The sequence below is a fragment of the Hymenobacter sp. YIM 151500-1 genome, from assembly GCF_025979885.1.
Lineage (GTDB): Bacteria > Bacteroidota > Bacteroidia > Cytophagales > Hymenobacteraceae > Hymenobacter.
Genome location: NZ_CP110139.1, coordinates 4,744,188 through 4,767,253 on the forward strand (window position 1 = coordinate 4,744,188; position 23,066 = coordinate 4,767,253).

Genomic DNA, 23,066 nt, shown 5'->3' on the forward strand with positions numbered 1-23,066 from the left:
TGGCGCGGCCCCTGCGGCTGCTGTTTGTGTCCGGAATGGCCCGTGCTGCCCTGTCTTTGGCTTCTAGCCCCGCCTGTTTTTTTGCCTTGCTTCCTATATGTACACTATTGATGAGCTGAAGGACCGTTTGCTGTCCGAATTGAAAGAAATTGCCGAAAAGCTAAACGTCGGAAACTTCAAGAAACTCAGCAAGCAGGACCTCATTTACAAGATTCTTGACCAGCAGGCCATTACGCCGCCCGACAAGTTGCCCCAGAAGATAAAGCCCGCTACGGCTTCCGCCGAGGCTGCTCCCGCTGCTGCTGAGCCTGCTCCGGCTTTGGCCGAAGCGGCTCCGGTGGCCGCCGTTCCAGCCAAGGCCCCGCGGGCTGCCCGTCCCGCCCGCCCGGCTACCCGCCGGGAGCCCGCCCGTGCCGCAACAGCCGAAGCCTCGGATGTTGCCGTAGCCGAAGAGGAAGCTCCTGCTGCCGCCGTAGCCGCGCCGGCCCCGCTTGTGGATGCGCCCCAAATTGCCATACCAGCGCCCGCCGAGTCTTTGGATGGCTCTGCTGATGGCTTGGTCGATGGCGCGGCTGACCCCGACCGGCCCGTGAAGCTCTATCAGCGCCCGGAGCGCCGCCCCCGCACCGACCGTGCCGGCCGCCCCGTGCCGGCTCCCACGGCTAATGGCCCGGCCCCGGAAACTGCTACTGCCCCTGAAGCTGCTGGTGAGGCAGTGCCCGCCGAAGCTCCGGCTCCGGAAGCCCCAGCCGCTCCGGCCGAGGCCCCCGCTCCGGCACCCCGGCCCCAGGAAAACGGCCGCGCCGATGGGCGGGCTTTCCGCGACGGCCGCGAGTTCCGGCACGACCAGCCCCGCCCCGATGGCCGCGCCGACCGCCCCGAACCGCCCCGCCCCGACGGCGCCCCGCGCAACGACCAGCCCCGCGAGCCGCGGCCCGAGGCCCCCCGCGCCGAGTTCCGCCACGATGCCCCGCGCGACAACCGCGACCCGAACCGCCCCCTGCGCGACGGCAGCCGTCCCGACGCCCGCGACATGCGGGAACAGCGCCGCGAGGAGCGGTTTGCCGCGCGGGAGATGCAGCGCCAGCAGCGGCAAGAGCAGCGCCAGGAAGTACGTACGGGCACCGCCGAGCAGCCCCGGCCTTCCCGCGCCGTGGAGTTCGACATCACCATTCCGGGTGATGGCACGCTGGAAATGATGCCCGATGGTGGCTACGGCTTCCTGCGCAGCCCGTTCTACAACTACCTGGCCTCGCCCGACGACATCTACGTGGCGCCCCAACAGATCAAGCAGTTTGCCCTGAAGGCCGGCGACACGGTGAAGTGCACCATCCGCCCGCCCCGCGACGGCGAGAAGTACTACGCGCTGGTGGGCGTGGACAGCATCAACGGCCGCTCGGTGGAAGAGGCCCGTGACCGTATCCCGTTCAACAACCTCACGCCGCTGTTTGCCGAGGAACGCCTGAAGCTGGCCACCAAGCCCAGCCAGTACAGCACCCGCATCCTCGACCTGTTTGCACCCATCGGCAAGGGCCAGCGGGGCCTGATTGTGGCCCAGCCCAAAACGGGTAAAACGGTGCTGCTCCAGGAAATTGCCAACGCCATCAGCGAGAACCATCCAGAGGTGTATCTGATGATTCTGCTCATCGACGAGCGCCCGGAGGAGGTAACTGACATGGCCCGCTCGGTGAAGGCCGAAGTGCTTAGCTCGACCTTTGACGAAACGGCCGACCGCCACGTGAAAATTGCCACCATTGCCATGGAAAAGGCCAAGCGCCTCGTGGAGTGCGGCCACGACGTGGTAATTCTGCTCGACTCCATCACCCGCCTAGCCCGCGCCTACAACACGGTGCAGCCGGCTTCGGGCAAGATTTTGTCGGGTGGTGTGGATGCCAATGCTTTGCACAAGCCCAAGCGCTTCTTCGGGGCGGCCCGCAACGTGGAAGATGGCGGCTCACTCACCATCATTGCCACGGCCCTCATCGAAACCGGCTCCAAGATGGACGAGGTAATCTTCGAGGAATTCAAAGGCACCGGCAACATGGAACTGCAGCTGGACCGTAAGCTGGCCAACAAGCGCATCTTCCCGGCCATCGACGTGCCGGCCTCCGGTACCCGCCGCGAAGACCTGCTCATGAGCAAGGACGAGCTAAACCGGGTGTGGGTGCTGCGCAAGTTTATGTCGGACATGACGGCCTCCGAAGCCATGGAGTTCCTCAAAGACCGTATGAAAGGCACCAAGGACAACGACGAGTTCCTGATGGCCATGAACGGCTAGGTTGCGTGTCGTCAGCTGACCCGATTATAAAAAGCCCGCTTCACAATCGTGAAGCGGGCTTTTTGTGTTTAAGACTTTGTGTTTAAGACTATGAACGGACGGTCATGCTGTCGTGCGCGTGGTAACTGTCATGCTGAGCTTGCCGAAGCATCTCTCCCGCTTCGTTGTAGTGCTAATCAATTAGCCCGCGGTAGAGATGCTTCGACAAGCTCAGCGTGACGATTACCTTCTAACATCAGCACGCGAGGTGCTGCACTCCGTTCGGCATGACAGGCAAATGCCGGCAAAGTAGCGTTTGGTTGTCGGCAATTATCCCCGGTTCTTTGCGGTTATGGCACAGCATGACCTCCCCGAACTTCTTTATATCTACGATGCGTACTGTGGCTGGTGCTACGGCATGAGCCCGGTGCTGCTGCGCGTGCAAGAGGCCTTTTCCGACCGCCTGACCGTGAATGTGCTCAGCGGCGGCATGCTAACCGGCGAGCAGGCCGAACCCATCGGGGAAGGCTGGGACTACATCAGCCAGGCTATGCCCCAGGTGGAGCGCGCTACGGGCGTGCAGTTTGGGGAGGCATACAAGCAGCTGGGGGCGCAGGGCACGTATTGGCAAGACTCGGAGGCCCCGGCGCGGGCGCTGTACGTGTTTCGGCAGCTGGATGAGTTGCAGCGGGTGCTGCCCTTCGCCCACGATGTGCAGCGGGCCTTGTTCTGGGCAGGGCGTGACCTTAACCAAGCTGCCACCTATGAGCCGCTCGTGGAAACATATAGGCTGCCGGCCGCCAGCTTCCGGCGCCTGTTTGACCTGCCCGAAACCGCTGCCGCTGTGCAGCAGGAGTTTGGGGCCGTGCGCCGTATCGGGGTGCAGGGCTTCCCCACCGTTATTTTGCGCGTCGGCGCCCAGGGCTACGTGCTGGCCCGCGGCTTTCAGCCCTACGATGTATTCGTGGCCGGCCTCGAACAGGCTTTGGCACAGGCTGAAGAAGAGCAGACTGGCCGGTAGCGGAGCTTTTACGGCTGCTCCGGCAAAGAGCCGTAGCTGGGTGTTACGGTAGCAGAACCTCGTCTGCTGAGCAGAAAAATCTGCGTCATCTGCTTATAATCCGCATAATTGGTGATGCTCAGGGCCAGAGCAGCATCAGCACGAAAGCCAGGCTCAGGCACACCGACGACACCTGGTTCATGCGCATGGTATGCTCGAAGTCGGCGGCGGCGGCATCCTGCCACACGGCGCGGGCCCAGCGCCCGAACAGCATTACCACAGGACCAGTGGCGGCTAGAAAAATCAGCAAGTGGTGCGGGGTACGGCGGTGCAGGTAGATGAAAGCCAGCAGGGCCGCACCCAGGGCCAGGGCCAGACCCGCCCACACAAACGTGCCCCGGATTCCCAGCCGCAAGCTCAGGGTTAAGTCGCCGCGCTGGGCATCTTCTTCGTGCTGGTACACCTGGGTGAGCGGATAGGAGCCGCACAAGAAGATGGTGCTGACCAAGGCCAACCCTAGGTTGGTAGGCGCCAGCAGCTCGGCCGTGCTGGCGCCCACGCCCACCTGCGTCATCAGAAATGTGTAGGCGCCCTGAAACACCACCACCACCACCGTACTAATCAGCGGATACTTCTTCAGGCGGATACCCTCGTAGCTGTAGGCTTTCGACACCAGCAAATACACGACAACCAGCCCTGCAAATGGCAGGCTAAGCAAGGCCGAGCCCAGCACGGCCAGCCCATCAAACAGCCACACCAGATGCAGCAGCTCCGCCGAAACTTTGGGCGGGTGCTTCAGCCCCCCGATGCTGCCTTCGTCCCGGTCGTAGTAGCTGTTGTAGCCGTTGGAGGCCGGGTAGGCCAGCCCGTGCAGCACCAGAAACACACCCAGGGCCCGCCACTCGCTGAATGGCCGCGGCATGGCACTCAGCCCAAACCAGAACACGGGCATGAGGTAGAGCGAGAATGGAATGCGGAGCAAGGGCAAGGCCCGGCGGTAGGCAGCTAGTGTCATAGCAGCTAAGCTACAGCTTACGCTACATTGTTGGGCGTACCCAGCAGATACGTCACTTCCGGACCCCACCAATGCCGCACCTTGCCGGCCTGCCAGGTATAGGCATTTTGCGGATCGGCGCGGCGGGCCAGGGCCAGCAGTTGCTCGGGTGGGTAGAGCCGCAGAATCGATACGCAGCCGTCCCAGATGGTGAACAGCGGAATCAGGGGCACTACGTAGGTGAAAAACAGCCGGCTCAGCCGAAACGGCCGCATAAAAGGCGTGGCCAGCAGCTGGGCCACGGGCAGCACCGTCAGAGCCAGCCCGATTTCCAGCCAGTGCTTGCCCGCCCCTTCAAACACCCCAATCCCGGCCCGTTGCCGCACGGCATCGGCCAGAATCTGCTCGGCCAGGGGCGGCGGGAAATGGTGAAACGCCGAAAAGATAACCCGAAACCCGCGCAGGTGCGCCGGCACAGCCGTGGCATCCACGGCCGAAGCCTCGAAGGCTAGGCCGGGTGTGCGGGCTGCCAGCAACTGCCAGGCTGCCGGCTGGGGGTACAGGTCGGTGAGGCAGATGCGCGCCTCGGGCAGGCTGCTCTGGCGCAACTCATGCAAGATGCCCTCGGTGCCGCCACCCGCGCCGGCACCCAGCTCCAGCAGCTCGGCGCTACCCGTGCGGCGCAGGGCCTGGGCCAGCAGCGGCACAATGGGCCGGTAGGTACCCAGCGCCGAAATCATGAACCGCAGGTAATCCATCATACCCGCCCGAATAACGGCCGGAAACCAGGGCTGGTCTTCAAACTCGAATAGCTGGAGGCGGAGCTTCACGAGCCCTTTTTACGCAAGGTGAGCAGCGGGGTATAGGAAAGGCGTAGTAAGTCACGGTTTACATAACAAGCCGCAGCTACCGCCGACAGCAGCCAGGGAAAGCTCAAGCCGAACATTGCTATTGAATAGTACTTAAGAAGCATTCCGAATGGGCCGTTGTTTACTACATACAGAAATCCTACTACAAGCACGGTAGCTCCCGCCACATACGCCAGGAAAATACCAGCCGTGCCGAGCGTTAGTAGCAGTACCCGGCGCCACCGGGCTGGCTGAAGCAGGGCCTCACGAAACAGCCGCCGCATTGGGGGCTGGCGGAGTAGGGCAAACAGCCAGGCTGGTAGAATACAGATGCCGACGAGGTAAACAAACATTCCCCCTAGGTCGCGTGAGTTCTTCGATTGAACCACGCTCAAAACAAAAAGCGCTAGAAAAATCAGAAACAGGAAAAACACCCCGCCCACCACTGTGTAGGCCGTATGGCGCCGGACACGTGCGGCTATGTCGGAAAACACGGCTTCTGGAACCATGCAAGGCAGGAAGGTGACCAAATGGAAAATCCAGACGCGTAAAACGACTGCAATGCCGCAAGCTACAGCATTTCAGAAACCATCTTCGGGAGCGAGGCGGCACCTTGCCGGGCGCAAGCCATTGGCGCCGCCACTGCCAGTCGTCTTATTCAGTGCCTCACGACTACAGGAGAGGTAGCGGTTGACGAAACTGCACGTGACGGCGCACTGGCAGCCGAAAATTCAGGTGCGTAGAAAATAGTTGTGCGGAGTGCTTGTAATCTAGCAACTAATTGATGTGCTTTGCAACACAAAGTTCTTTACGGAAAGATATGTCGAAGCCCGCCACCGACCCGCTAGCCCAGCTCACCGAGATTCGCGCCATCATGGAGCGCAGTTCCCGCTTCATCTCGCTTAGCGGCCTGAGCGGGGTAGGGGCGGGGATGGTGGCGCTGGCCGGGGCCGGGGTGGGGCACTTGTATTTGCAGCAGCGCTACCCCTATGCGGGCTACCTGCGCCTACTGCAAAGTACGGCTGAGGAGCGCCAGGCGGTGCTGCCGTTTCTGCTGGTGCTGGCCCTGGGCATCATGGGCGCGGCGCTGGCGGTGGCCAGCTTCTTCACCATCCGCCGGGCCCGCCGGGCTGGGCAGGCCGTCTGGAGCGCGCTAGGCCGGCGGCTGGCTATTAGCCTGCTGATTCCGCTGACTGCGGGCGGACTGTTCTGCCTGGCGCTGTTTCTACAGGGAGCCGTGGGGCTGGTGGTGCCGGGGCTCCTGGTCTTTTATGGCCTGGCCCTGCTCAACGCCAGCAAGTACACCCTCGACGAAATTCGCTGGCTGGGCCTCACCCAGATAGTTCTCGGGCTGGTGGCCCTGTTGTTCCCCGGATTTGGGCTGATGTTCTTTGCGCTAGGTTTTGGCCTGGGCCATATCGGCTACGGCCTGCTGATGTACAACCGCTACGAGCGAAATCAATCCGTAGAAACCAGAAGTGAGAGGTAAGAGCATGCTCTTCACAAGAGTAAAGCGAAAGTTTCCGCCTCTGTCTCACTTCTCACTACTCACCTCTCACTTCTAATTTTGAAACACGTCATCCACACGCTCAACAAGGCTTTCGACAACCGGGTGCGGTTGGGCGTCATGGCGGTGCTCATGGCGAATGACGCGGTGAGCTTCAACGAGCTAAAGGAGGCCTTGGACTTGACCGACGGCAACCTGGCCAGCCACGTGGCGGCCCTCGAAAAAGCTGGCTACGTGCTCGTAAGCAAGCAGTTCGTCGGCAAGAAGCCGAATACCACGTACTCGGCTTCCGCGGAGGGCAAAACCGCCTTTCAAGACCATTTGGCCGCTTTGGAAAAATTGCTGCGGGGCAACAGCTAATTTTTTTGTCCATATACTTTGAATCACAAAGTTCTTTTAAGATACATCACTCATGAGCACACTATCTTCTTCGCTGCCCCTGCCGGCGGCTACCTCGCAGGAGCGGCCGGTGGCCGTGCCCCTTACCACCTTGCAAAAGCTGCTGATTCCGGCCGGGGCCATTCTCTTTGACGTGCTGTTCTGGCAGCAGGGCGTGGGGCTGAACCTGGCCTTGTACACCGCATTCGTAGTGGCCGCCACCGTGGCAGGCCTGCCGCGGCACGCGCCGGTGTGGCACTCCTCTTACTTTCGGCTGCTGCTGCTGGGCACCCTGCTCAGCACGAGCGGCGTACTCTGGACCGGTTCGGCGGCCGCCCAGCTGGCTTGCGTGGCCTCGCTCATCATGCTGCTGGGCTACGTCAACCAGCCCCACCTTAAGCTGGTGGTGTACGCCTTGCTCACGGCCCTGGCCGGCGCCGCGCGGGCAGTGCCGGGGCTGCTGCCCTACCTGCGGCTGCCACGCAGCGGCGCGAGCCGCTGGAGCCGCACCCGTTTCTACGGGCGCCTGCTGGTGCTGCCCGTGGTGGTGCTCGGGGTGTTTCACCTGCTGTTCAGCGTTGCCAATCCGCGCTACGACGCCCTGGCTTCGGCCGCCTTTGCGCGGGTAGGGGAGTGGCTGCTGGCCCTGTTGCCGGGGTTGTCGCCACTGCGGGTGCTGTTTTTTGGGCTGGGGCTGGTGCTCACGGCCGGGGCGCTGGTAGTGGTGCCCTTCCACTTCTTCCAGGACCAGGAGTCGCGCCTGGGCGAGTTTGTGCGCCGGCAGCGCGACCGGGTGGCTTCGTTCGGGGTGCGGCGGCCCGATTTTCGGAATCAAAGCTTCCGGGTGCTCGACCTGCGCAAGGAATACCTGGCGGCCCTGGCCGTGTTTGGGCTGGTAAACCTGTTGCTGCTCATTGTCAACCTGATTGACATTAACTGGATTTGGTTCGGCTTCGAGCCCAGCCCTGGGTTCGACCTCACGCAGTTTGTGCACGAGGGCACCTACGTGCTCATCCTGAGCATTCTGGTAGCCATGGGCATTGTGCTGTGGTTTTTCCGCCGCAACCTCAACTTCTACGCCCCCGGCCTGGTCCTGCTGCGCTGGGGCGCTACGGTGTGGACCGTGCAAAATGCCGTGCTCGTGGTGTCGGTGGGTTTGCGCAACTACTACTACATCGTGCACACGGGCTTGGCCTACAAGCGCATCGGGGTGTATGGATTTCTGCTGCTGACGGTGTTTGGGCTGGTCACGGTGCTACTGAAAGTGTGGCAGCGCCGCTCGGCCTACGGGTTGGTGCGCCTCAACTCCCTGGCTGCCTACTGCCTGCTGCTAGTCCTGGCCCTCGGCAATTGGGAAGTGTGGATCGTGCGCTACAACCTTCAGCCTCGCTTCCAGACCGTAGACCTGGGCTTCCTGCTGAACATGCCCGAGCGGGTACTGCCCGAAGTAGCCGCCCGCCAAGACGTGCTGAGCGGTATGACGCGCATCATCCTCAGCCCGCCCGGCACCTACACGGAAACTACCGGCACCCCGGAGCAAGGCCGCGCCGCCATCCAGGCCCGCATAGAAGACTGGCGCCGCCGCTACCCCCGCTACCACAGCTGGCACGACTGGACCTACGCCGAGTCCCGCGCCTTTGCCCAATTATCCAAGCCGTAGTGAAGCGCAGAAAGCAAAGCCTGCTCCGGGCCGGCGCCCAGCCCAGCCGCCTACCACCTGACCAAGACGAAACACCCCGCAACCAACGCAAAACACCCTGCAACCTACCCCAACTTACGCCAATTTCTTGATTCAATCATCTATGAACCCTGTTTCTGTAAGCCTCACGCTGACCGGTCTGCTCCTCTGCGCCGGCTGCGTAACGGCCCTGGCCTGGCTGCTAACCTGGCGCGAGCGAGCCGCCACCCCGCCCCTGCGCCATCTGCGGCTGGTGGCCGTGGTGCTTCCCACGGCTGCCGTGCTGCTGGGCGTCGTGCTCTGGACCTTGCTGCACGTGATGCTGCTGTGGGCGCCTGGTTCCGGCGCCCTGGCTGTCCGCTAGCCTTCCTGCTCATGCTACCTGCCGAACCCCACCTGCATCCTGCCCCACTAGCCGAAGCCGCCGTTGCTCCGCCACCCGCGTCCTGGCTAGAGCAACTGCTCGGTTTCCTCTGCTACACTGTGCTGCCCGCCGTGCCGCGGGGCTTGTGGCTGGCGGGGAGTGGGGCATTGTTTAGCTGTATCAACTTGCTATTGCTCGAAGAAGTCTGGCCGAATACGCCCAAGGCCGAGCCAGTTTTTAGTACTGCTTTTGTTTTGTGTGCTGTGCCTGTGCCTTGGTTGTTGGGTTTCACCACGTACCGGGTAGCCGCCGCCTTGCAAAACTGGAAGTGGCGGATGCTGTGGCAGCTGGTGTATGCGTGCTGTTTCGTAGGTGCTTGTCTGCTGCTTATCCCGGAGTGTATAGGCGTGTTTATCCTACTTTCTAGTTTGTAGCTAATACCTCGTGACCTAATGCAAAAGCCCCCGGCCTGCGCAGTGCAGCCGGGGGCTTTCGGGCTGTAGCGACGCGACCCTTCGCGTCTCAATCGGTGAACGTCGCCGGTAAAGGATAACCAGTCGAACGACAACCGTTGAACGACAGCCAACCGGCATCGTTCAATGATTAAGACGCGAAGGGTCGCGTCGCTACACCTAATCGGCGTTGCCGGTGGCGCCGTCATCGGTGAAGTCGGCGGCGTTGTTAGGGTTGTGCTCGGTGTAGCTGGCTACCTCGTTGGTCAGGGCCACGTCTACGTTGGCAGCCGCGCCGGCCGGAGCGGCCGAGCCTTTGTCAGCGCCAGGGGCGGCGTTGCTGCCTGATTTTTCTGGGGTCTGGTTGCTCTGCTGACTTTGGCTAAAGGGCCAGCTTTTGCGGTTGTAGCTGATGACGGCGCCAGCGGCCAGCACGGCTACCGAGGCACCAATCCAAGCGGTATTTGCTTTCATCGGAAAGAAGAAATGAACAGTGAGAAAACGATGAATGGTCCGGCTCTTGGTTGGGGCCGGCGCCGTACCCTCGGTTACGGGCGGGCAGGAGCAGAGTTGTATGGATTTAGCTGGCTGGCCCCGCCGGCTCGGAGTTCATCGGAAAAAGACCTTTCGCCAGGCGGCGGGCCGGCAGCAAGTGGAAACAGGATACGCACCGGGCCGCCCCTAACTGGTATATTTGCAGCTTCCTAGCCGGGCTTGCCCGACCTGTTTGCCTCACCGCGCGTTGCATGTCCGTTCCCAAGACGTCGAAAACAAATCTGCCGGCTGTGCCGGTCCGCCGCTGGCCCAATATTTTGTCGCGTACCCTGTGGGGGCTGTTTGTGGTGGGCGTAGGCATCTTTTTGCTCTATCCCATCCTGGTCAGCATGAACTTCCTGTTCCTGTTTGGCAAGTCGCCGAGCCTGGAAGAGCTGGAAAACCCTAAAGTGGAGCAGCCCTCCGAGGTGTTCACCGCCGATGGCGTGCAGATTGGGCGCTACTTCCGCGAAAACCGCTACCCCGTGCCGCTGGACCAGATGTCGCCCTGGCTGGTGAAGGCCCTGATTGCCACCGAAGACGTACGCTACCACGAGCACTCCGGCATCGACCCCAAGGCCATAGCGCGGGCCCTGGCCGGCGTGGCCACCGGTGGCAGCGGGGGCGGGGGGTCCACCATCACCCAGCAGCTGGCCAAAAACCTCTACAAAACCCGCCGCGAAGAAAACACCGGGGCCCTAGGCCGCGTGCCACTGGTAGGCACCATCATCAGCAAAACAAAGGAGTGGCTGACGGCCGTGGAGCTGGAGCGCCGCTATACCAAAGAGGAAATCCTGCGCCTCTACCTCAACACCGTGGAGTACGGCTCCCAGGCCTACGGCATCAAGGTGGCGGCCAAAACCTTCTACAGCACTTCCCCCGACAGCCTCACCGCCGAGCAATCAGCCATGCTGATTGGCATGCTGAACAACCCCACGGCTTACAACCCCAAGTTTCACCCGGTGGCGGCCCGCAAGCGCCGCAACCTGGTGCTCACCCGCATGGGCCAGGCCGGTATGCTGCCCGCCCAGGAGGTAACCGCCCTGCAGCAGCAGCCCATTGTGCTGCGCTACCAGGTCGAAAAGCACGTGGATGGGCCCGAAACCTACTTCCGCGGGGCCGTGAGCCAGTTCGTGAACGACTGGTGCAAGAAGAACGGCTACGACATGTACCGCGACGGCCTGCGCATCTACACCACCATTGACTCACGCATGCAGGAGCACGCCGAAGAAGCCGTGCAGAAGCGCATGAAAACCTTGCAGCGCACCTTCGACAACTTCTGGCGCAACCGCGGCAAGAACCCCTGGGTGGATGAGGACGGCAACGAGATTCCCAACTTCATCGAAACCCAGATGAAGCGCACCGACCAGTACAAGGAGCTGGCCGAGCGTTACCAAGGCCGCCCCGACCTCCTGGACTCGGCTCTGCACCGCAAGCGGCCCATGAAGGTGTTTACCTGGAAAGGCGACGGCGACACCACGCTGGTCATGTCGCCGCTCGACTCGCTGGCCTACTACAAGCACTTCCTGCACGCCGGCCTGATGACCATGGACCCGTTCACCGGCCACATCAAGGCCTGGGTGGGCGGGCTGAACTACCGCTTCTTCCAGTACGACCACGTGAAGCAGGGCAAGCGCCAGCCTGGCTCCACGTTCAAGCCCTTCGTCTACCTCACTGCCCTCGACAACGGCTACTCGCCCTGCGACCGAATCCGGGATGAGCGCGTCACCATTAAGTATGTCGAAAACGGCAAGGACATGGAGTGGCAGCCCGACAACGTCACCCGCGAATACACCGGCTCCAACATGACCCTGCGCCACGCCATGGCTCGCTCCGTCAACTCCGTGACGGCCCAGCTCACCGAAAAAGTAGGCTGGGAAAACGTCGTGAAGTACGCCAACAAGGTCGGCATCCGGAGCAAGCTGCTGCCGGTGCCCAGCATCGGCCTGGGCTCGGGCGGCGACGTGAGCGTGTACGAGATGGTGAATGCCTACAGCACCTTCGTCAACCAGGGCTTCCGCCCCGAACCCCTGCTCGTGACGCGCATCGAAGACAAGAACGGCAACGTCATCGTGCAGTTCGACCCCCAGCAGAAGCGCGTCATCCCCACCGAAACGGCCTGGCTGATGCTGCACATGCTGAAAGGCGGCATGGAGGAGTACGGCGGTACCTCCCAGGGCTTGTGGGAGTACGAGCTGTGGCGCCGCAACAACCAGATCGGGGGCAAAACCGGCACCACCAGCAATTACTCCGACGGCTGGTACATGGGCGTCACCAAGGACCTGGTAACCGGCGTGTGGGTAGGCGGCGAAGACCGGAGCATCCATTTCTTCCGCTCCCAGCAGGGCGAAGGCAGCCGCACGGCCCTGCCCATCTTCGGCATGTACATGGAGAAGCTGTACGAGGACCCCGACCTGGACATCCGCATGGGCCCCTTCCCCCAGCCCACGGTCAAAATCAGCAAGAAGTACAACTGCGTGACCGAAGCCCCGCGCCCCCGCCGCGAAGAACTGGCTGTCGATACTATCGTGGTCGATAACCTACTGGAAAACCTGAACAGCGGCACCGTGCCCGTGCCGGACAGCTTGTAGGTTGGCAGCGTAGGGCTGTGCCCCGTGTAGCCCGTTCACCGGAGCGTCCCATATACTGGCACTTCGGCCTGTCGTTCGCAATCTGGCGGTTTTCACCTTCATGCTCTCACGCTTCCGCCGAAGCCCAAGGAGCAGCAGAAGCAGTCCAGCAGCCACCAGCGCCGACCAGCCGTGAAAAGCCCAGCGCCAACTTCCGGCGGGCGTGGCGGCTCGGTTTGCTTCCAGGGAGTTGCTCCAGGCAATAAACGCATCGGCCATGGGCAGGACGCCGAACAGATACCGTTTCTGCCCGCCACTACTCCAGGGCATCCCGAAAGCTTCAATACTATTGCGCAGACCAGTGGCCGTGGCGCTGTCGCCGAAGCGCTGCATGGTGTGCCGCCCCACAATGGAAGCCCCCGCCCACGCCCACCAGCAACACCCGCAGCAGGGTCGGCATAGGTTACCTTTCGGCGTAGAACGATTCCAGCGCCGCCTTCAGGTGCGGATACTCGAACGTGAAGCCCTGCCGCAGTACCTTGTCGGCACTCACCCGCTGGGAGGCCAGCACAATTTCGCTCATCTCGCCCATCACCAGCTTCAGGCCGAACTCTGGCACCTTGGGCAGCACCAGGGGCCGGTGCAGCACCTCGGCCAGGGTTTCGGTGAATTCTTTATTTGTGACCGGGTGCGGAGCCACGGCGTTGTAGATGCCCTGCCACTGCGGCTCCTCTAGGGCCTGCATCAGCAGGCGGCACAGGTCGTCGAGGTGAATCCAGGACATGTATTGCCGGCCGGAGCCCAGCGGAGCGCCGGCCATCAGCTTCACGGTGCGGGCCAACGGCACCAGGGCGCCGCCCTCCGGGCTCAGCACAATGCCGATGCGGAAAATAACCGTCCGGATGCCCTGCTGCTCCACCGTCTGGGCGGCGGCTTCCCACTGCTGGCACACGGTAGCCAGAAAATCATCGGGCGCCGGAGGGACCTGTTCGGTTAGTATCCGGTCGTCCTGGTCGCCGTAGATGCCAATGGCCGAAGCCGACAGAAACGCCCGCACGTGGTGCCCGCCCTTGGCCAACTCCCGCGCCAGCAGGGTGGTAGCGCCGATGCGGCTGTCCAGGATTTCCCGCTTGCGCTCCTCGGTCCATTTGCCTTCCGATACGCTGCTGCCCGCCAGGTTGATAATGTAATCGGCGTATTTGATGGCGGCCTCGTCCAGGGTGCCGGCGCGTAGGTCCCAGCGGAAGCTACGGTAGCGTCCCACGGCTTCGGGCTTGCGGCTGAGAATGGCCACCTCGTAGCCGGCGTCGATGAGCATGTCGGCCAGGCGGGAGCCAATCATGCCGGTGCCCCCGGTTATCAGAACTTTGCGGGACATTCCTTCGGGTTGCTGGGTGCTCATGCCGTCATCGGGGGTGCGGGAAGTGGTGCCGTCCGGGCGGGCTGCGCCGCCAATCGGCCCGAAACCTATTCAATAATAATCAGAACAGCGAAGCCAGTGCGTCGGCTGGGCAAGCGCCTCACTTGCCCAGCAAACGCAGAAACTCACGGCGCAGCGCCTCGTCCTCCCCAAAAGCCCCGCCGTACTCGGCTGTAATAGTGCTGCTGCTCGTGTCATTCACGCCGCGGCTCATCACGCACAAGTGGTCGGCTTCGATGAGTACGGCCACGCTATCCGTACGCAGCGTAGTTTTCAGCTCCTCGGCAATCTGCCGGGTCAGGCGCTCCTGCACCTGGGGGCGGCGGGCAAAGTACTGCACCACCCGGTTGAGCTTGCTCAGGCCCACCACGTGCTCACCTGGCAAGTAAGCTACGTGGGCCTTGCCAATGATGGGCACGAAATGGTGCTCACAGCACGAAAACAGCGTAATGTCGCGCTCCACCAGCATGTTGTGGTACTGATAGCGGTTCTCAAACAGGCGCACGTCGGGGCGGTGCTCGGGGTTGAGGCCCCGAAACCACTCGTGCACGTACATCTTGGCTACGCGCCGGGGCGTGCCGCTGAGGCTGTCGTCGGTGAGGTCGAGGCCCAGCACCTGCATGATTTCGCGGAAGTGACCCGCAATGGCGGTTACTTTTTCGTCTTCGCTCAGCGCAAAGGCATCGGCCCGCAGCGGGGTGCGCAGGTCGGGCGGCAGGTGGAAGTCGGCAGCGGGAAAACGACCGGCCGCTTCGTCCGCCGCCGGTGCTGCAGACGCGGAATTATCCATGATATTCTACAAAGTTGCGTTCGGTCTCGTACAGCGTGACCGACAAAGCCAAGCGCTCCTCCACGTGAGGGCGCAGCCGGTTCCAAATCACAAGGGCAATGTTCTCGGCCGTGGGGTTGAGGGTGCGGAATTCCTCCGTGTCCAGATTCAGGTTCCGATGATCAAAGGTATCCAGAATCTCGCGTTTGATCAGGTCGCTCAGGCGCTTCATGTCATACACGTAGCCCGTCGCCGGATCTATCTCCCCCGTCAGCCGGACAATCAGCTCGTAGTTGTGCCCGTGATAGTGCGGGTTGTTGCACTTGCCAAAAACCGTGGCGTTCTGCTCGTCGCTCCAGGCTGCATTGTGCAGCCGGTGCGCGGCATTAAAATGTTCTTTGCGGCAAACTGTTACTTGCATAGTCGAAAATGAACCAGGTGGACAGGCGTTTGTTTCGCGCTTGTTCCGGAAAGGTGGAAGGCGCCGTTAGGACGAAAAAATCATATCAATGCGTATAAATAGTTGCAGCGTGTTTATACGAGGTATGAATTATTTAACAAATCTTGCTTCCTTGCAAAAAAATAAGGCCAGGGCGTGCAAACATGCTGAGACACTGATTAAATTTGGTGAGTCAGAATCAGCAATGGCATGGTTCTGGTCAAGCCCTTTGCAACTCACTTCTTCTCAACCTATTTCATTCTCTATGAAACGAGGCGTACTCCTTTCTCTGTTGCTGACAGTCGTATCAGCGGTGACTAGCTACGCGCAGAAGTCGCCCGTGGACGAAACGGACATGGCCATCAAAGGCATTCCGCGTAAAGGCCAGCGCGTGGCCATGCAGCTGGACAGCAAACGGGTCGAAGAATCCTGGAAAAAACAGCTGGACGAGCAGTTTTCCACCAAGGTGAAAGCCGATAAGGGCATTTACACCATGGACGGCGTTGTAATTGAGTCGATTTCTAAGACACCGATTCGCGTAATCAGCAAGGTCGATGCCGTGCCCACCGGCACCACCGTATGGTGGTCGATTGACCTGGGCAATGCCTACCTGGGCAAAGACGCCACACCGGTGCAGTGGAAAGCTGCCGAAGCTTACCTGAAAGATTTCGCCCGCAAGCTCTACCGCGAAGACTTGGCCGTGCAGGTAGCCGAAGCTGAAAAAGCCCTGGTGTCGTCGCAGAACAACCACATGGCCGTAATTGCCAAGGGCGACGCCATCAAGAAGGACATCGAGAAAAATAAAGCCCGCAAGGCCGAAATCCAGCAGATGCTGGCGCAGAATGCCGCCGAACTGCTGCAGTTCAATAACCTGGTGGACATGAACCTGAAAGAGCAGGAAGCCGCCCGCGCCGACATTGTAAACATGCGCGTGGCACTGGAAGCCGTGAAAGAGCGCATGAACAAAATCGAATAGCGGCTGACCATAGCCCATCAAGCACAAAGCCCCGCCATACCAGCGGGGCTTTGTGTTTACAGCCAGTCGAAACGGTTAAGTCAAACCGTGGCCCGCAGAACAGAAGGTTGCTGTTCGCTGGTAGATAGAAACAGGTGGCAAAGAAATCAAACTGGGTAGCTTACCGCATTCGGGCTCGGATTTGCTGCTCGGCGTAGTGCTCGTCTTTCCAGCCCGCAATACGCACCGGGCCCGCCGAGCGCCAGTGCTGAAACCAAATACTCAGGGAAGAACGCACGCCCGGATACCGCGCGGTAAGGCTACTCAGGCTCACAGCTTCGGGCAGAATACGCTGGGCTGGCCGGGCAGGCACTGCAATAACCACGTGCTCCAGGCTACCATTCACATCCAAGAGCAGCAACGCCACGGGCAGCACCTCCAGCACCGTGCCGGCTGGCTGGCTTTCGGCCAGTACCAGGGCTGCCAGTGGACGCGGGCCAGGATGAGCAATGGAAGGCGGGAGGCTGGTTCCCGGAATAAACCCCAGATTGCCGGGAAAAGGCAGAAACTCAATCCGCTGCTGCAAGCCCGCCCTCTCCACGGCCCGGAATTGGTTGGTTTCCGGGTCGTAGCGTTGTTCGAGGTTGGTCCCGGCTGGCACTTCCACCACCACCTGCAGTAGCTTATGCTCTGCCGAAAAGGTAGGCAGGTCGCCATACTTGGTGGTACAGGCCGCTAAGCTCAGCAGCAGCAACAGCCACGCGAAACGGCCGAAATCGGGGCGGACCGGGGCGGCAGTCGGCAGCAAGGCAGGACTATAGTGTGGCATAGGAAGGGCAAGGAGTTTGGCAGCGAAATTGGTGAACAGCAGGCAGGTAGCCCGAAGATGACTAAAATTCCGAGTGAAACGAGCTGCGGCACGACGTAAGCGGGCCAACTGCCCGGCTATAACCTTTGCCGTTGGGTTGCGTTTGGAAAGGCATCCAGAACCCTGCTGCCTGTGGCAGCTCAATCCGCCAACCTATGTCCTTTCACAAAATCACCAAAGACGATACCCAACACCAAAACCACCTCGACGGCACCATTAAAAACCTGACCGGCGACTTGGTAGAGGAAGCCAGCAAGGCTGGTTTCGATAACGTACTGCAGCGGTGGATAGAAGACCTGAAAGACGTTAACAACCCCGAACTGCACCAGCTCATAACCGACCTTCAAGCCCTGAAGGCTCACTTCCACGGTGGCACTATCGACGTTACGTTGGTAACTCAACTGCTAAGCCGCCTGGGCACCAACACCAGCAAGGCTGCCATCTTCGCCGAAAACCCAAATACTGCCGAGCGGGTAAGCAAGTTGGGTGACGCCCTGACGGCCGCCGCCAGCCAGCTCAAGCAATCAGCTAAGTAAGAAAACTAAGCACTGCTTCTCTTTCAAGAAGACGGGCAACAAACAACAAGGCCGGCTCCTGACACAGGAGCCGGCCTTGTTGTTTGCTGGCGCTATAGAGAAACAGCTTACGCCGTGGCTTTGTCGGCCAGGGTGTTGCGCTTCTCTTTGATACGGGCAGCTTTGCCCGACAGGCCGCGCAGGTAGAACAGACGGGCGCGCCGAACCTTACCGCGACGGATTACCTCAATCTTGTCGATGTTGGGCGACAACAGGGGGAAGATACGCTCCGTGCCGATCTGGTTGGAAATCTTACGAACGGTGAAGGTTTCACCGTTAGAATTCGTGTTTTTGCGCTGAATCACAACACCCTGGAACTGCTGAATGCGCTCCTTATTGCCCTCGCGGATTTTCACGTGGACGTTGATGGTGTCGCCGGCGGCAAACTGGGGGAAGCTGGCGCGGCGCTCCTGGGATTCCTGCTGGATAAAATCGAGTAGTACGCTCATGGCTGGAAAAACTGTGAAGGACGGCCGCGCCGTCCGAAGGGGTTTCTGGTAAAGAGGCGCAAATATAGCCCTCTGATTTGATAAAGCAATGAGGTAGAAGGTGAATGAACAGGCAGAATGTGGTAAATGTGGTAAAGCGGGGTGATACCCTATACGTACCCCATTCTGTTCATCCACTTTCACTCAAGAAAGCAAGTCGGGCCGGCGCTGGCGGGTGCGCTCTACGGCTTGCTCGTGCCGCCACACGTCAATTTTAGGAGTGTTGCCAGAGAGTAGAATATCGGGTACTGCGAGGCCGCGCCACTCGGCCGGGCGGGTGTACACGGGCGGGGCCAGTAGGTTGTCCTGAAACGAGTCGCTCAGGGCTGATTCTTCGTTGCCGAGCACGCCCGGCAGCAGGCGCACCACGGCATCCACTAGCACCGCGGCCCCCAGTTCGCCCCCACTCAGCACGTAGTCGCCGATGCTGATTTCGTGAGTAATGTAAGCCTGCCGGATTCGCTCGTCCACGCCCTTGTAATGGCCGCAAAGCAGGAGCAGATTGCCGGCCAACGACAGCTGATTAACCAGAGGCTGACGCAGCGTGGCGCCGTCGGGAGTCAGGTAGATGATGGCCTCGTAGCGGCGCTGAGCCAGCAACTCGTCGAAACAGGCCGCAATGGGTTCGACGCGCAGCACCATGCCGGCCCCGCCGCCAAACACGTAGTCGTCGATCTGGCCGTGCTTGTTGATGGCGTAGCGGCGCAGGTCATGCACGTGAATCTCAACCAGCCCTTTGTCCTGGGCGCGCTTTACGATGGAATGCGCAAACGGACTTTCGAGCAGGGCCGGCTGGCACGTAACGATGTCGATGCGCATTATGCAGAAGGCGGGGTGCCAGGCTTGTCTTCCTCCTCATCGGGCTCCGTAAACTCGTCGGGCTCGTCCCGCTCCTGCGAGGCGGGTTGCAGGTACACGTCCAGCAAGCCGGCCGGCAGGTTCACGTAGAGCTTTTTGGTTTCCGCATCGGCGCTCAAGACCAGCTCATCGACCACCGGCACCAGCACTTCCCGGCCCTGGTAGCGCATACCCATCAGGTCTTGCTGGGGCATTTCGTAGAAGGTTTCCACCACGCCCAGCTCACCCAGCGCCTCATCCACCACCGTGTAGCCAATGACGTCGTGGAAATAGAACTGGTCTTCCTCCAGAGCAGGTAGCTCGGCCAGGGGGCGCCACAGCTTGGCGTTGCGCAGCAGCTCAGCCGCCTCAATGGTATCCACGCCCGTGAGCTTGAGCAAGGCCCGCTCCTCGGTTTGCGGCTGGAGCTTGTCGATGCTGTACAGCTGCAACTTGCCCGGAGCCGCAGGCAGCTCCACGTACACCGACTTCAGGCTGCGGTAGGCGTCCAGGTCGTCCACGTCCATAAACGCCACCACAAAGCCCTTCAGGCCGTGCGTTTTGCCGATAGAACCCAGCTCGTAACACTCGTCGATGGTCATGGGGAAAAGGAGTTAGAAAAGGAAAAAGTTTAGAAGTTAGAAAGTCTGGAACGGATGCTGGTACACGTACCACCGGTCCACTTTCTAACTTCCAAACTTTCTAACTTCTACACTAAGCTTAAGCGCCGGCCTCCTCGGTCGTTGCGGCCGGAGCTTCGGCGTCGGTGGCGCCGCCTTCGGCAGCGGGGGCAGTGGCAGCCAGGGCAGCAGCCTGCTTCTGGCGCAGAGCCTCGGCGCGAGCTTCCTTCACCTTGGTTTCAGCGGCCAGGCGCTGCTGGCGAGCTTCCTCTTTGGCGTTGCCCAGGTTAGTACGCTTGCCTTCAATCTTGGCGTCTTTCTGCTCTTTCCAGTCGGTGTAGCGCTGGTCGGCGGTTTCCTGCGAGATGGCGCCTTTGATTACGCCAAGCTGCAAGTGCTTGCGGTACAGCACGCCGCGGTAGGAGAGCATGGCGCGCACGGTATCCGTGGGCTGGGCACCTTTCATAATCCAGTCGAACGCCTTGTCACCGTCGAAATTGATGGTAGCGGGGTTGGTCTGGGGGTTGTAGGTACCGATTTTCTCGATGAAGCGGCCGTCGCGGGGCGAGCGAGAGTCGGCAACAACGATGTCGAACATTGCGGCCTTTTTGCGGCCACGGCGGGCGAGGCGGATTTTAACTGCCATAAACCGGGTTGGTTAAGCGACGCATCCCGTGCGTCTGGTTGAAAATGAGGTGCAAAGGTAAGCACAGATTTATCGGATTGAAAGGATTGCGCGGATTCTGTTCGGAATGACAAAGCCCCTGACACTCGCAAAAGCGTCAGGGGCTTCATCTGTTGTTGTACCAGGAGCAGACTACGCGGCCATGTGCACGGGCTCCTGCCACTTGCGCTTCACCTTTACCACGCCCAGCTTATCCATGCCCCAGATAAACAAGTAGGTGGGGTCAAACTCCCACTTCTTCACGCCGAAGTTGACGCGCATGGGCAGCTTGTGGTGGTTGTTCTGGAACAGCTCCCCGAAGGCCAGAAAGTCAAAGGGCAACGTGTTTTTGGAGTGGTCGTGGTTGTCGAAGTTCTGATAACCGTACTTGTGGCCGCCCCAGTTCACAATAGCGCCGTGGATGGGACCCATCAGGAAGTGCACTGGCAGCAGCAGAAACTGCCACCAAGCCGTGGCAAACTGTACGTAGAACAGCACGTACAGCGTGCCCCAGCCAACGCGCGAATACCAGGTGTCGCCCAGGTTTTCGATGGCTTTCCACTCCGGATAGTCGCCCTCAAACCGCTCGGCCAGCTCATAGCGCTTGTTCAGCACGTCGTTGTAGATGTTCTTGGTCTTCCACATCATCGTGAAAGCATTCGAGGAGTACAACGGGGAGTGCGGGTCCAACTCGGTGTCGGAGTAGGCGTGGTGCATGCGGTGCAGCAGCGCATACGCCCGCGGCGAGAGGAAGGACGAACCCTGGCAGATATAGGTGAATAAGAAGAAGAACCGCTCCCAGAACTTGTTCATCGTGAACATCTTGTGGGCAGCGTAGCGGTGCAGATAGAACGTCTGCGTGAAGAGCGACAGGTAGTAGTGCGCTACAAAGAAAAAGAGAACTGGCATGGCCAAACGGGTTAAGAGCAGCAGGAGAAACGACCGAAGGCTCGGCCCGCATAAGGGCGGCTTGTGAATAATCGTTCACAATCGTTTTACAAACCTACGGCCAACCCCAAGCAGTGTGCAATTCAGCTGCTCAAAAGGCCAAAATGTTATAGGTGGCAGTAAGAAGTAAGAAGTGAGTACCGAGAAGTGAGAGGTGAGACTTTCGTTCTGTAACCCAGCCGGGCTCTCAGAACAAAAGTCTCACCTCTCACTTCTCGGTACTCACTTCTACCCTAATAATATGCTTGCGCGGGCTCCCAGTGGGCTACGTCGGGGAGGGGAGCTACGAAGCACATTTCCTCCTTGGTAACGGGGTGTTGCAGCTCCAGCTGCCGGGCGTGCAGGGCAATGCTAACATCGGGCAGGGGCGCCAGGAAGCCGTACTTCACGTCGCCGACGATGGGCGTGCCCAGGCCCGAGCTGAGCTGCACCCGAATCTGGTGGGGGCGGCCGGTGATGGGGTTTACCTGCACCAGGCAGCGCGTACCGGCCGAGCCCAGCACCTTGTAGTCTAAGTCTGATTTTAGGCCCTGGCCGTGGCGCTCGGTGTAGGCCTTGGTGGTGTTGCGGATGGGGTCCTTGACCAGCCAGTGCGTGAGGTGGCCTTCGGCGGGCTCGGGGCACTTGCCGGTGAGGGCCCAGTAGGTTTTGTGCACTTTGTTGTCGCGGAACAGCTCGTTGAGGCGGCTCAAGGCCTTACTGGTTTTGGCCAGCACCACCACGCCGCTCACGGGCCTATCGATGCGGTGGGCCACGCCCACGAAAGCGGCGCCGGGCTTCTTGTACTTAAAGCGCAGGTATTCTTCGGCCTTGGCTGAAAGCGGCTCGTCGCCGGTGGCGTCGCCCTGCACGAGCAGGCCGGCGGGCTTGTTGATGACGAGCAAGTGGTTGTCTTCGAACAGAATTTCCTTCTGCTCCGACCATAAATTAGGACGGTTCACTCTGGTGGGAATTAATAATTAATAATTAGCAATTAAGAATTGGCAAAGAGCCTTGCTGCCGCCTAAAAACGAAGCCTGGCCGCTACCGATTTCAATTATTAATTATCAATTACTTATTACTAATTAAAACTAATACGCTTCGTCCTGCGTGGGGAAGTCGCGGGACTTTACGTCCTGGATGTAGCGCTGCACGGCGTCGTGCATGAGGTTGCCGAGGTCGGCGTAGCGGCGCAGGAAGCGGGGCTTGAACTCCTTGGTGATGCCCAGCATGTCGTGCACCACCAGCACTTGGCCGTCTACGTCGGGGCCGGCGCCGATGCCGATTACGGGAATTGTGAGCTGCTCGGCTACCTGCCGGGCCAGGGCCGACGGAATTTTCTCCAGCACCAGGGCAAAACAGCCGATTTCCTGGAGCAGCAGGGCATCTTCGATGAGCTTTTGCGCCTCGGCTTCTTCCTTGGCCCGCACCGTGTAGGTGCCAAATTTATAAATACTCTGCGGAGTAAGCCCCAAATGCCCCATTACCGGAATGCCGGCCGTGAGGATGCGGATGATGCTATCCTTGATTTCGGCCCCGCCCTCCAGCTTGATGCCGTGCCCGCCCGACTCCTTCATAATGCGGATGGCCGAGCGCAGGGCCTCCGAAGAGTTGCCCTGGTAGGAACCGAACGGCATATCCACCACCACAAAGGCCCGCTTCACGGCCCGCACCACACTCTGGGCGTGGTAAATCATCTGGTCCAGCGTGATGGGCAAAGTTGTTTCGTGGCCAGCCATTACGTTGGAAGCCGAGTCGCCCACGAGCAGCACATCAATGCCCGCCCCGTCCAGTAGCTGCGCCATCGAGAAGTCGTAGGCCGTGAGCATGGATATTTTTTCACCGCGCTGCTTCATGGCGAGCAGCTGGTGCGTGGTCACGAGCTTGACTTCCTTGTGCTGGGACATGTTGTAGGGACTTAG

At 60.5% G+C, this 23,066-nt stretch carries 25 protein-coding genes; 10 read left to right on the forward strand and 15 right to left on the reverse strand.

The annotated features are described in order from the left end of the window. The first annotated feature begins 97 nt into the window (after positions 1-97). Together rho and OIS53_RS19585 are read left to right on the forward strand one after the other, a co-directional pair. Positions 98-2,278, forward strand: a complete 2,181-nt coding sequence (gene rho / locus OIS53_RS19580) for a transcription termination factor Rho (RefSeq protein ID WP_264680267.1) — start codon at positions 98-100, stop codon at positions 2,276-2,278. A 331-nt stretch (positions 2,279-2,609) separates the two neighbouring features. Further along, positions 2,610-3,278, forward strand: a complete 669-nt coding sequence (locus tag OIS53_RS19585; protein ID WP_264680268.1) for a DsbA family protein — start codon at positions 2,610-2,612, stop codon at positions 3,276-3,278. A gap of 118 nt (positions 3,279-3,396) precedes the next feature. Here OIS53_RS19585 and OIS53_RS19590 read toward each other — a convergent pair whose 3' ends face one another. Genes OIS53_RS19590 through OIS53_RS19600 form a run of 3 tightly spaced genes read right to left on the reverse strand, consistent with a single transcriptional unit; the run spans position 3,397 to position 5,608 of the window. After that, the gene (locus OIS53_RS19590; protein ID WP_264680269.1) at positions 3,397-4,272 is read right to left on the reverse strand and encodes a UbiA family prenyltransferase; all 876 of its coding nucleotides are present in this window, start codon (positions 4,270-4,272) and stop codon (positions 3,397-3,399) included. Between the two features lie 17 nt (positions 4,273-4,289). Beyond that, complete coding sequence (locus tag OIS53_RS19595; protein WP_264680270.1) at positions 4,290-5,081, reverse strand: class I SAM-dependent methyltransferase; 792 nt, start codon at positions 5,079-5,081, stop codon at positions 4,290-4,292. Further along, a complete protein-coding gene (locus OIS53_RS19600) occupies positions 5,078-5,608 on the reverse strand; it encodes a hypothetical protein (RefSeq protein WP_264680271.1) in 531 nt (176 codons plus the stop codon). The genes OIS53_RS19595 and OIS53_RS19600 overlap by 4 nt, the downstream gene beginning before the upstream one ends. A gap of 311 nt (positions 5,609-5,919) precedes the next feature. Here OIS53_RS19600 and OIS53_RS19605 point away from each other — a divergent pair, with 311 nt between their 5' ends. The 5 genes from OIS53_RS19605 (at position 5,920) to OIS53_RS19625 (ending at position 9,460) form a co-directional block, all read left to right on the forward strand. Next, complete coding sequence (locus OIS53_RS19605) at positions 5,920-6,588, forward strand: hypothetical protein (protein ID WP_264680272.1); 669 nt, start codon at positions 5,920-5,922, stop codon at positions 6,586-6,588. 78 nt (positions 6,589-6,666) lie between these two features. Next, positions 6,667-6,966: a winged helix-turn-helix domain-containing protein gene (locus tag OIS53_RS19610; RefSeq protein WP_264680273.1), complete on the forward strand. Its 300-nt coding sequence runs from the start codon at positions 6,667-6,669 to the stop codon at positions 6,964-6,966. Between the two features lie 52 nt (positions 6,967-7,018). Next, a complete protein-coding gene (locus OIS53_RS19615; protein WP_264680274.1) occupies positions 7,019-8,644 on the forward strand; it encodes a DUF4153 domain-containing protein in 1,626 nt (541 codons plus the stop codon). Between the two features lie 142 nt (positions 8,645-8,786). Next, a complete protein-coding gene (locus OIS53_RS19620; RefSeq protein WP_264680275.1) occupies positions 8,787-9,026 on the forward strand; it encodes a hypothetical protein in 240 nt (79 codons plus the stop codon). A gap of 11 nt (positions 9,027-9,037) precedes the next feature. Then, a complete protein-coding gene (locus tag OIS53_RS19625) occupies positions 9,038-9,460 on the forward strand; it encodes a hypothetical protein (protein ID WP_264680276.1) in 423 nt (140 codons plus the stop codon). A 198-nt stretch (positions 9,461-9,658) separates the two neighbouring features. On the opposite strand, the gene OIS53_RS19630 is transcribed toward OIS53_RS19625, so the two are convergent. Then, complete coding sequence (locus OIS53_RS19630) at positions 9,659-9,952, reverse strand: hypothetical protein (RefSeq protein ID WP_264680277.1); 294 nt, start codon at positions 9,950-9,952, stop codon at positions 9,659-9,661. 272 nt (positions 9,953-10,224) lie between these two features. Here OIS53_RS19630 and OIS53_RS19635 point away from each other — a divergent pair, with 272 nt between their 5' ends. Then, positions 10,225-12,603 carry a transglycosylase domain-containing protein gene (locus OIS53_RS19635; RefSeq protein WP_264680278.1) on the forward strand — a complete coding sequence of 793 codons (2,379 nt, stop codon included), beginning with the start codon at positions 10,225-10,227 and terminating at the stop codon, positions 12,601-12,603. A gap of 442 nt (positions 12,604-13,045) precedes the next feature. Here OIS53_RS19635 and OIS53_RS19640 read toward each other — a convergent pair whose 3' ends face one another. The 3 genes from OIS53_RS19640 to OIS53_RS19650 form a co-directional block, all read right to left on the reverse strand. Beyond that, positions 13,046-13,960, reverse strand: a complete 915-nt coding sequence (locus OIS53_RS19640) for a TIGR01777 family oxidoreductase (protein ID WP_264680279.1) — start codon at positions 13,958-13,960, stop codon at positions 13,046-13,048. Between the two features lie 142 nt (positions 13,961-14,102). Further along, a complete protein-coding gene (gene folE, locus OIS53_RS19645) occupies positions 14,103-14,792 on the reverse strand; it encodes a GTP cyclohydrolase I FolE (RefSeq protein WP_264680280.1) in 690 nt (229 codons plus the stop codon). Beyond that, positions 14,785-15,192 (reverse strand): 6-pyruvoyl trahydropterin synthase family protein, encoded by a 408-nt coding sequence (locus tag OIS53_RS19650; protein ID WP_264680281.1) that lies wholly within the window; start codon positions 15,190-15,192, stop codon positions 14,785-14,787. The genes folE and OIS53_RS19650 overlap by 8 nt, the downstream gene beginning before the upstream one ends. Before the next feature lie 283 nt (positions 15,193-15,475). Between OIS53_RS19650 and OIS53_RS19655 the strand changes: the two genes are divergently transcribed. After that, entirely contained in the window at positions 15,476-16,186 is a 711-nt protein-coding gene (locus OIS53_RS19655) for a DNA repair ATPase (RefSeq protein WP_264680282.1), read from the forward strand. A 160-nt stretch (positions 16,187-16,346) separates the two neighbouring features. Here the strand turns inward: OIS53_RS19655 and OIS53_RS19660 are convergent, their stop codons facing one another. Continuing rightward, positions 16,347-16,994 (reverse strand): inorganic diphosphatase, encoded by a 648-nt coding sequence (locus OIS53_RS19660; protein WP_264680283.1) that lies wholly within the window; start codon positions 16,992-16,994, stop codon positions 16,347-16,349. Positions 16,995-17,188: 194 nt separating this feature from the next. Here OIS53_RS19660 and OIS53_RS19665 point away from each other — a divergent pair, with 194 nt between their 5' ends. Continuing rightward, complete coding sequence (locus OIS53_RS19665; protein WP_264680284.1) at positions 17,189-17,569, forward strand: hypothetical protein; 381 nt, start codon at positions 17,189-17,191, stop codon at positions 17,567-17,569. A gap of 107 nt (positions 17,570-17,676) precedes the next feature. Here OIS53_RS19665 and rplS read toward each other — a convergent pair whose 3' ends face one another. The 7 genes from rplS to panB all read right to left on the reverse strand — a co-directional run bounded on the left by rplS (position 17,677) and on the right by panB (position 23,051). Further along, entirely contained in the window at positions 17,677-18,057 is a 381-nt protein-coding gene (gene rplS / locus OIS53_RS19670) for a 50S ribosomal protein L19 (protein WP_264680285.1), read from the reverse strand. A gap of 183 nt (positions 18,058-18,240) precedes the next feature. Continuing rightward, positions 18,241-18,915 carry a tRNA (guanosine(37)-N1)-methyltransferase TrmD gene (gene trmD, locus OIS53_RS19675; RefSeq protein WP_264680286.1) on the reverse strand — a complete coding sequence of 225 codons (675 nt, stop codon included), beginning with the start codon at positions 18,913-18,915 and terminating at the stop codon, positions 18,241-18,243. Next, the gene (gene rimM, locus OIS53_RS19680; protein ID WP_264680287.1) at positions 18,915-19,535 is read right to left on the reverse strand and encodes a ribosome maturation factor RimM; all 621 of its coding nucleotides are present in this window, start codon (positions 19,533-19,535) and stop codon (positions 18,915-18,917) included. The genes trmD and rimM overlap by 1 nt, the downstream gene beginning before the upstream one ends. A 118-nt stretch (positions 19,536-19,653) precedes the next feature. Further along, on the reverse strand, positions 19,654-20,199 hold the full coding sequence (locus tag OIS53_RS19685) for a 30S ribosomal protein S16 (protein WP_264680288.1): 546 nt from the start codon (positions 20,197-20,199) through the stop codon (positions 19,654-19,656). A gap of 171 nt (positions 20,200-20,370) precedes the next feature. Continuing rightward, positions 20,371-21,126 carry an acyl-CoA desaturase gene (locus OIS53_RS19690; RefSeq protein ID WP_264680289.1) on the reverse strand — a complete coding sequence of 252 codons (756 nt, stop codon included), beginning with the start codon at positions 21,124-21,126 and terminating at the stop codon, positions 20,371-20,373. A gap of 272 nt (positions 21,127-21,398) precedes the next feature. After that, positions 21,399-22,106, reverse strand: a complete 708-nt coding sequence (locus OIS53_RS19695; RefSeq protein ID WP_264680290.1) for an RluA family pseudouridine synthase — start codon at positions 22,104-22,106, stop codon at positions 21,399-21,401. Between the two features lie 129 nt (positions 22,107-22,235). Then, positions 22,236-23,051 carry a 3-methyl-2-oxobutanoate hydroxymethyltransferase gene (gene panB, locus OIS53_RS19700; RefSeq protein WP_264680291.1) on the reverse strand — a complete coding sequence of 272 codons (816 nt, stop codon included), beginning with the start codon at positions 23,049-23,051 and terminating at the stop codon, positions 22,236-22,238. Positions 23,052-23,066: the final 15 nt, after the last annotated feature.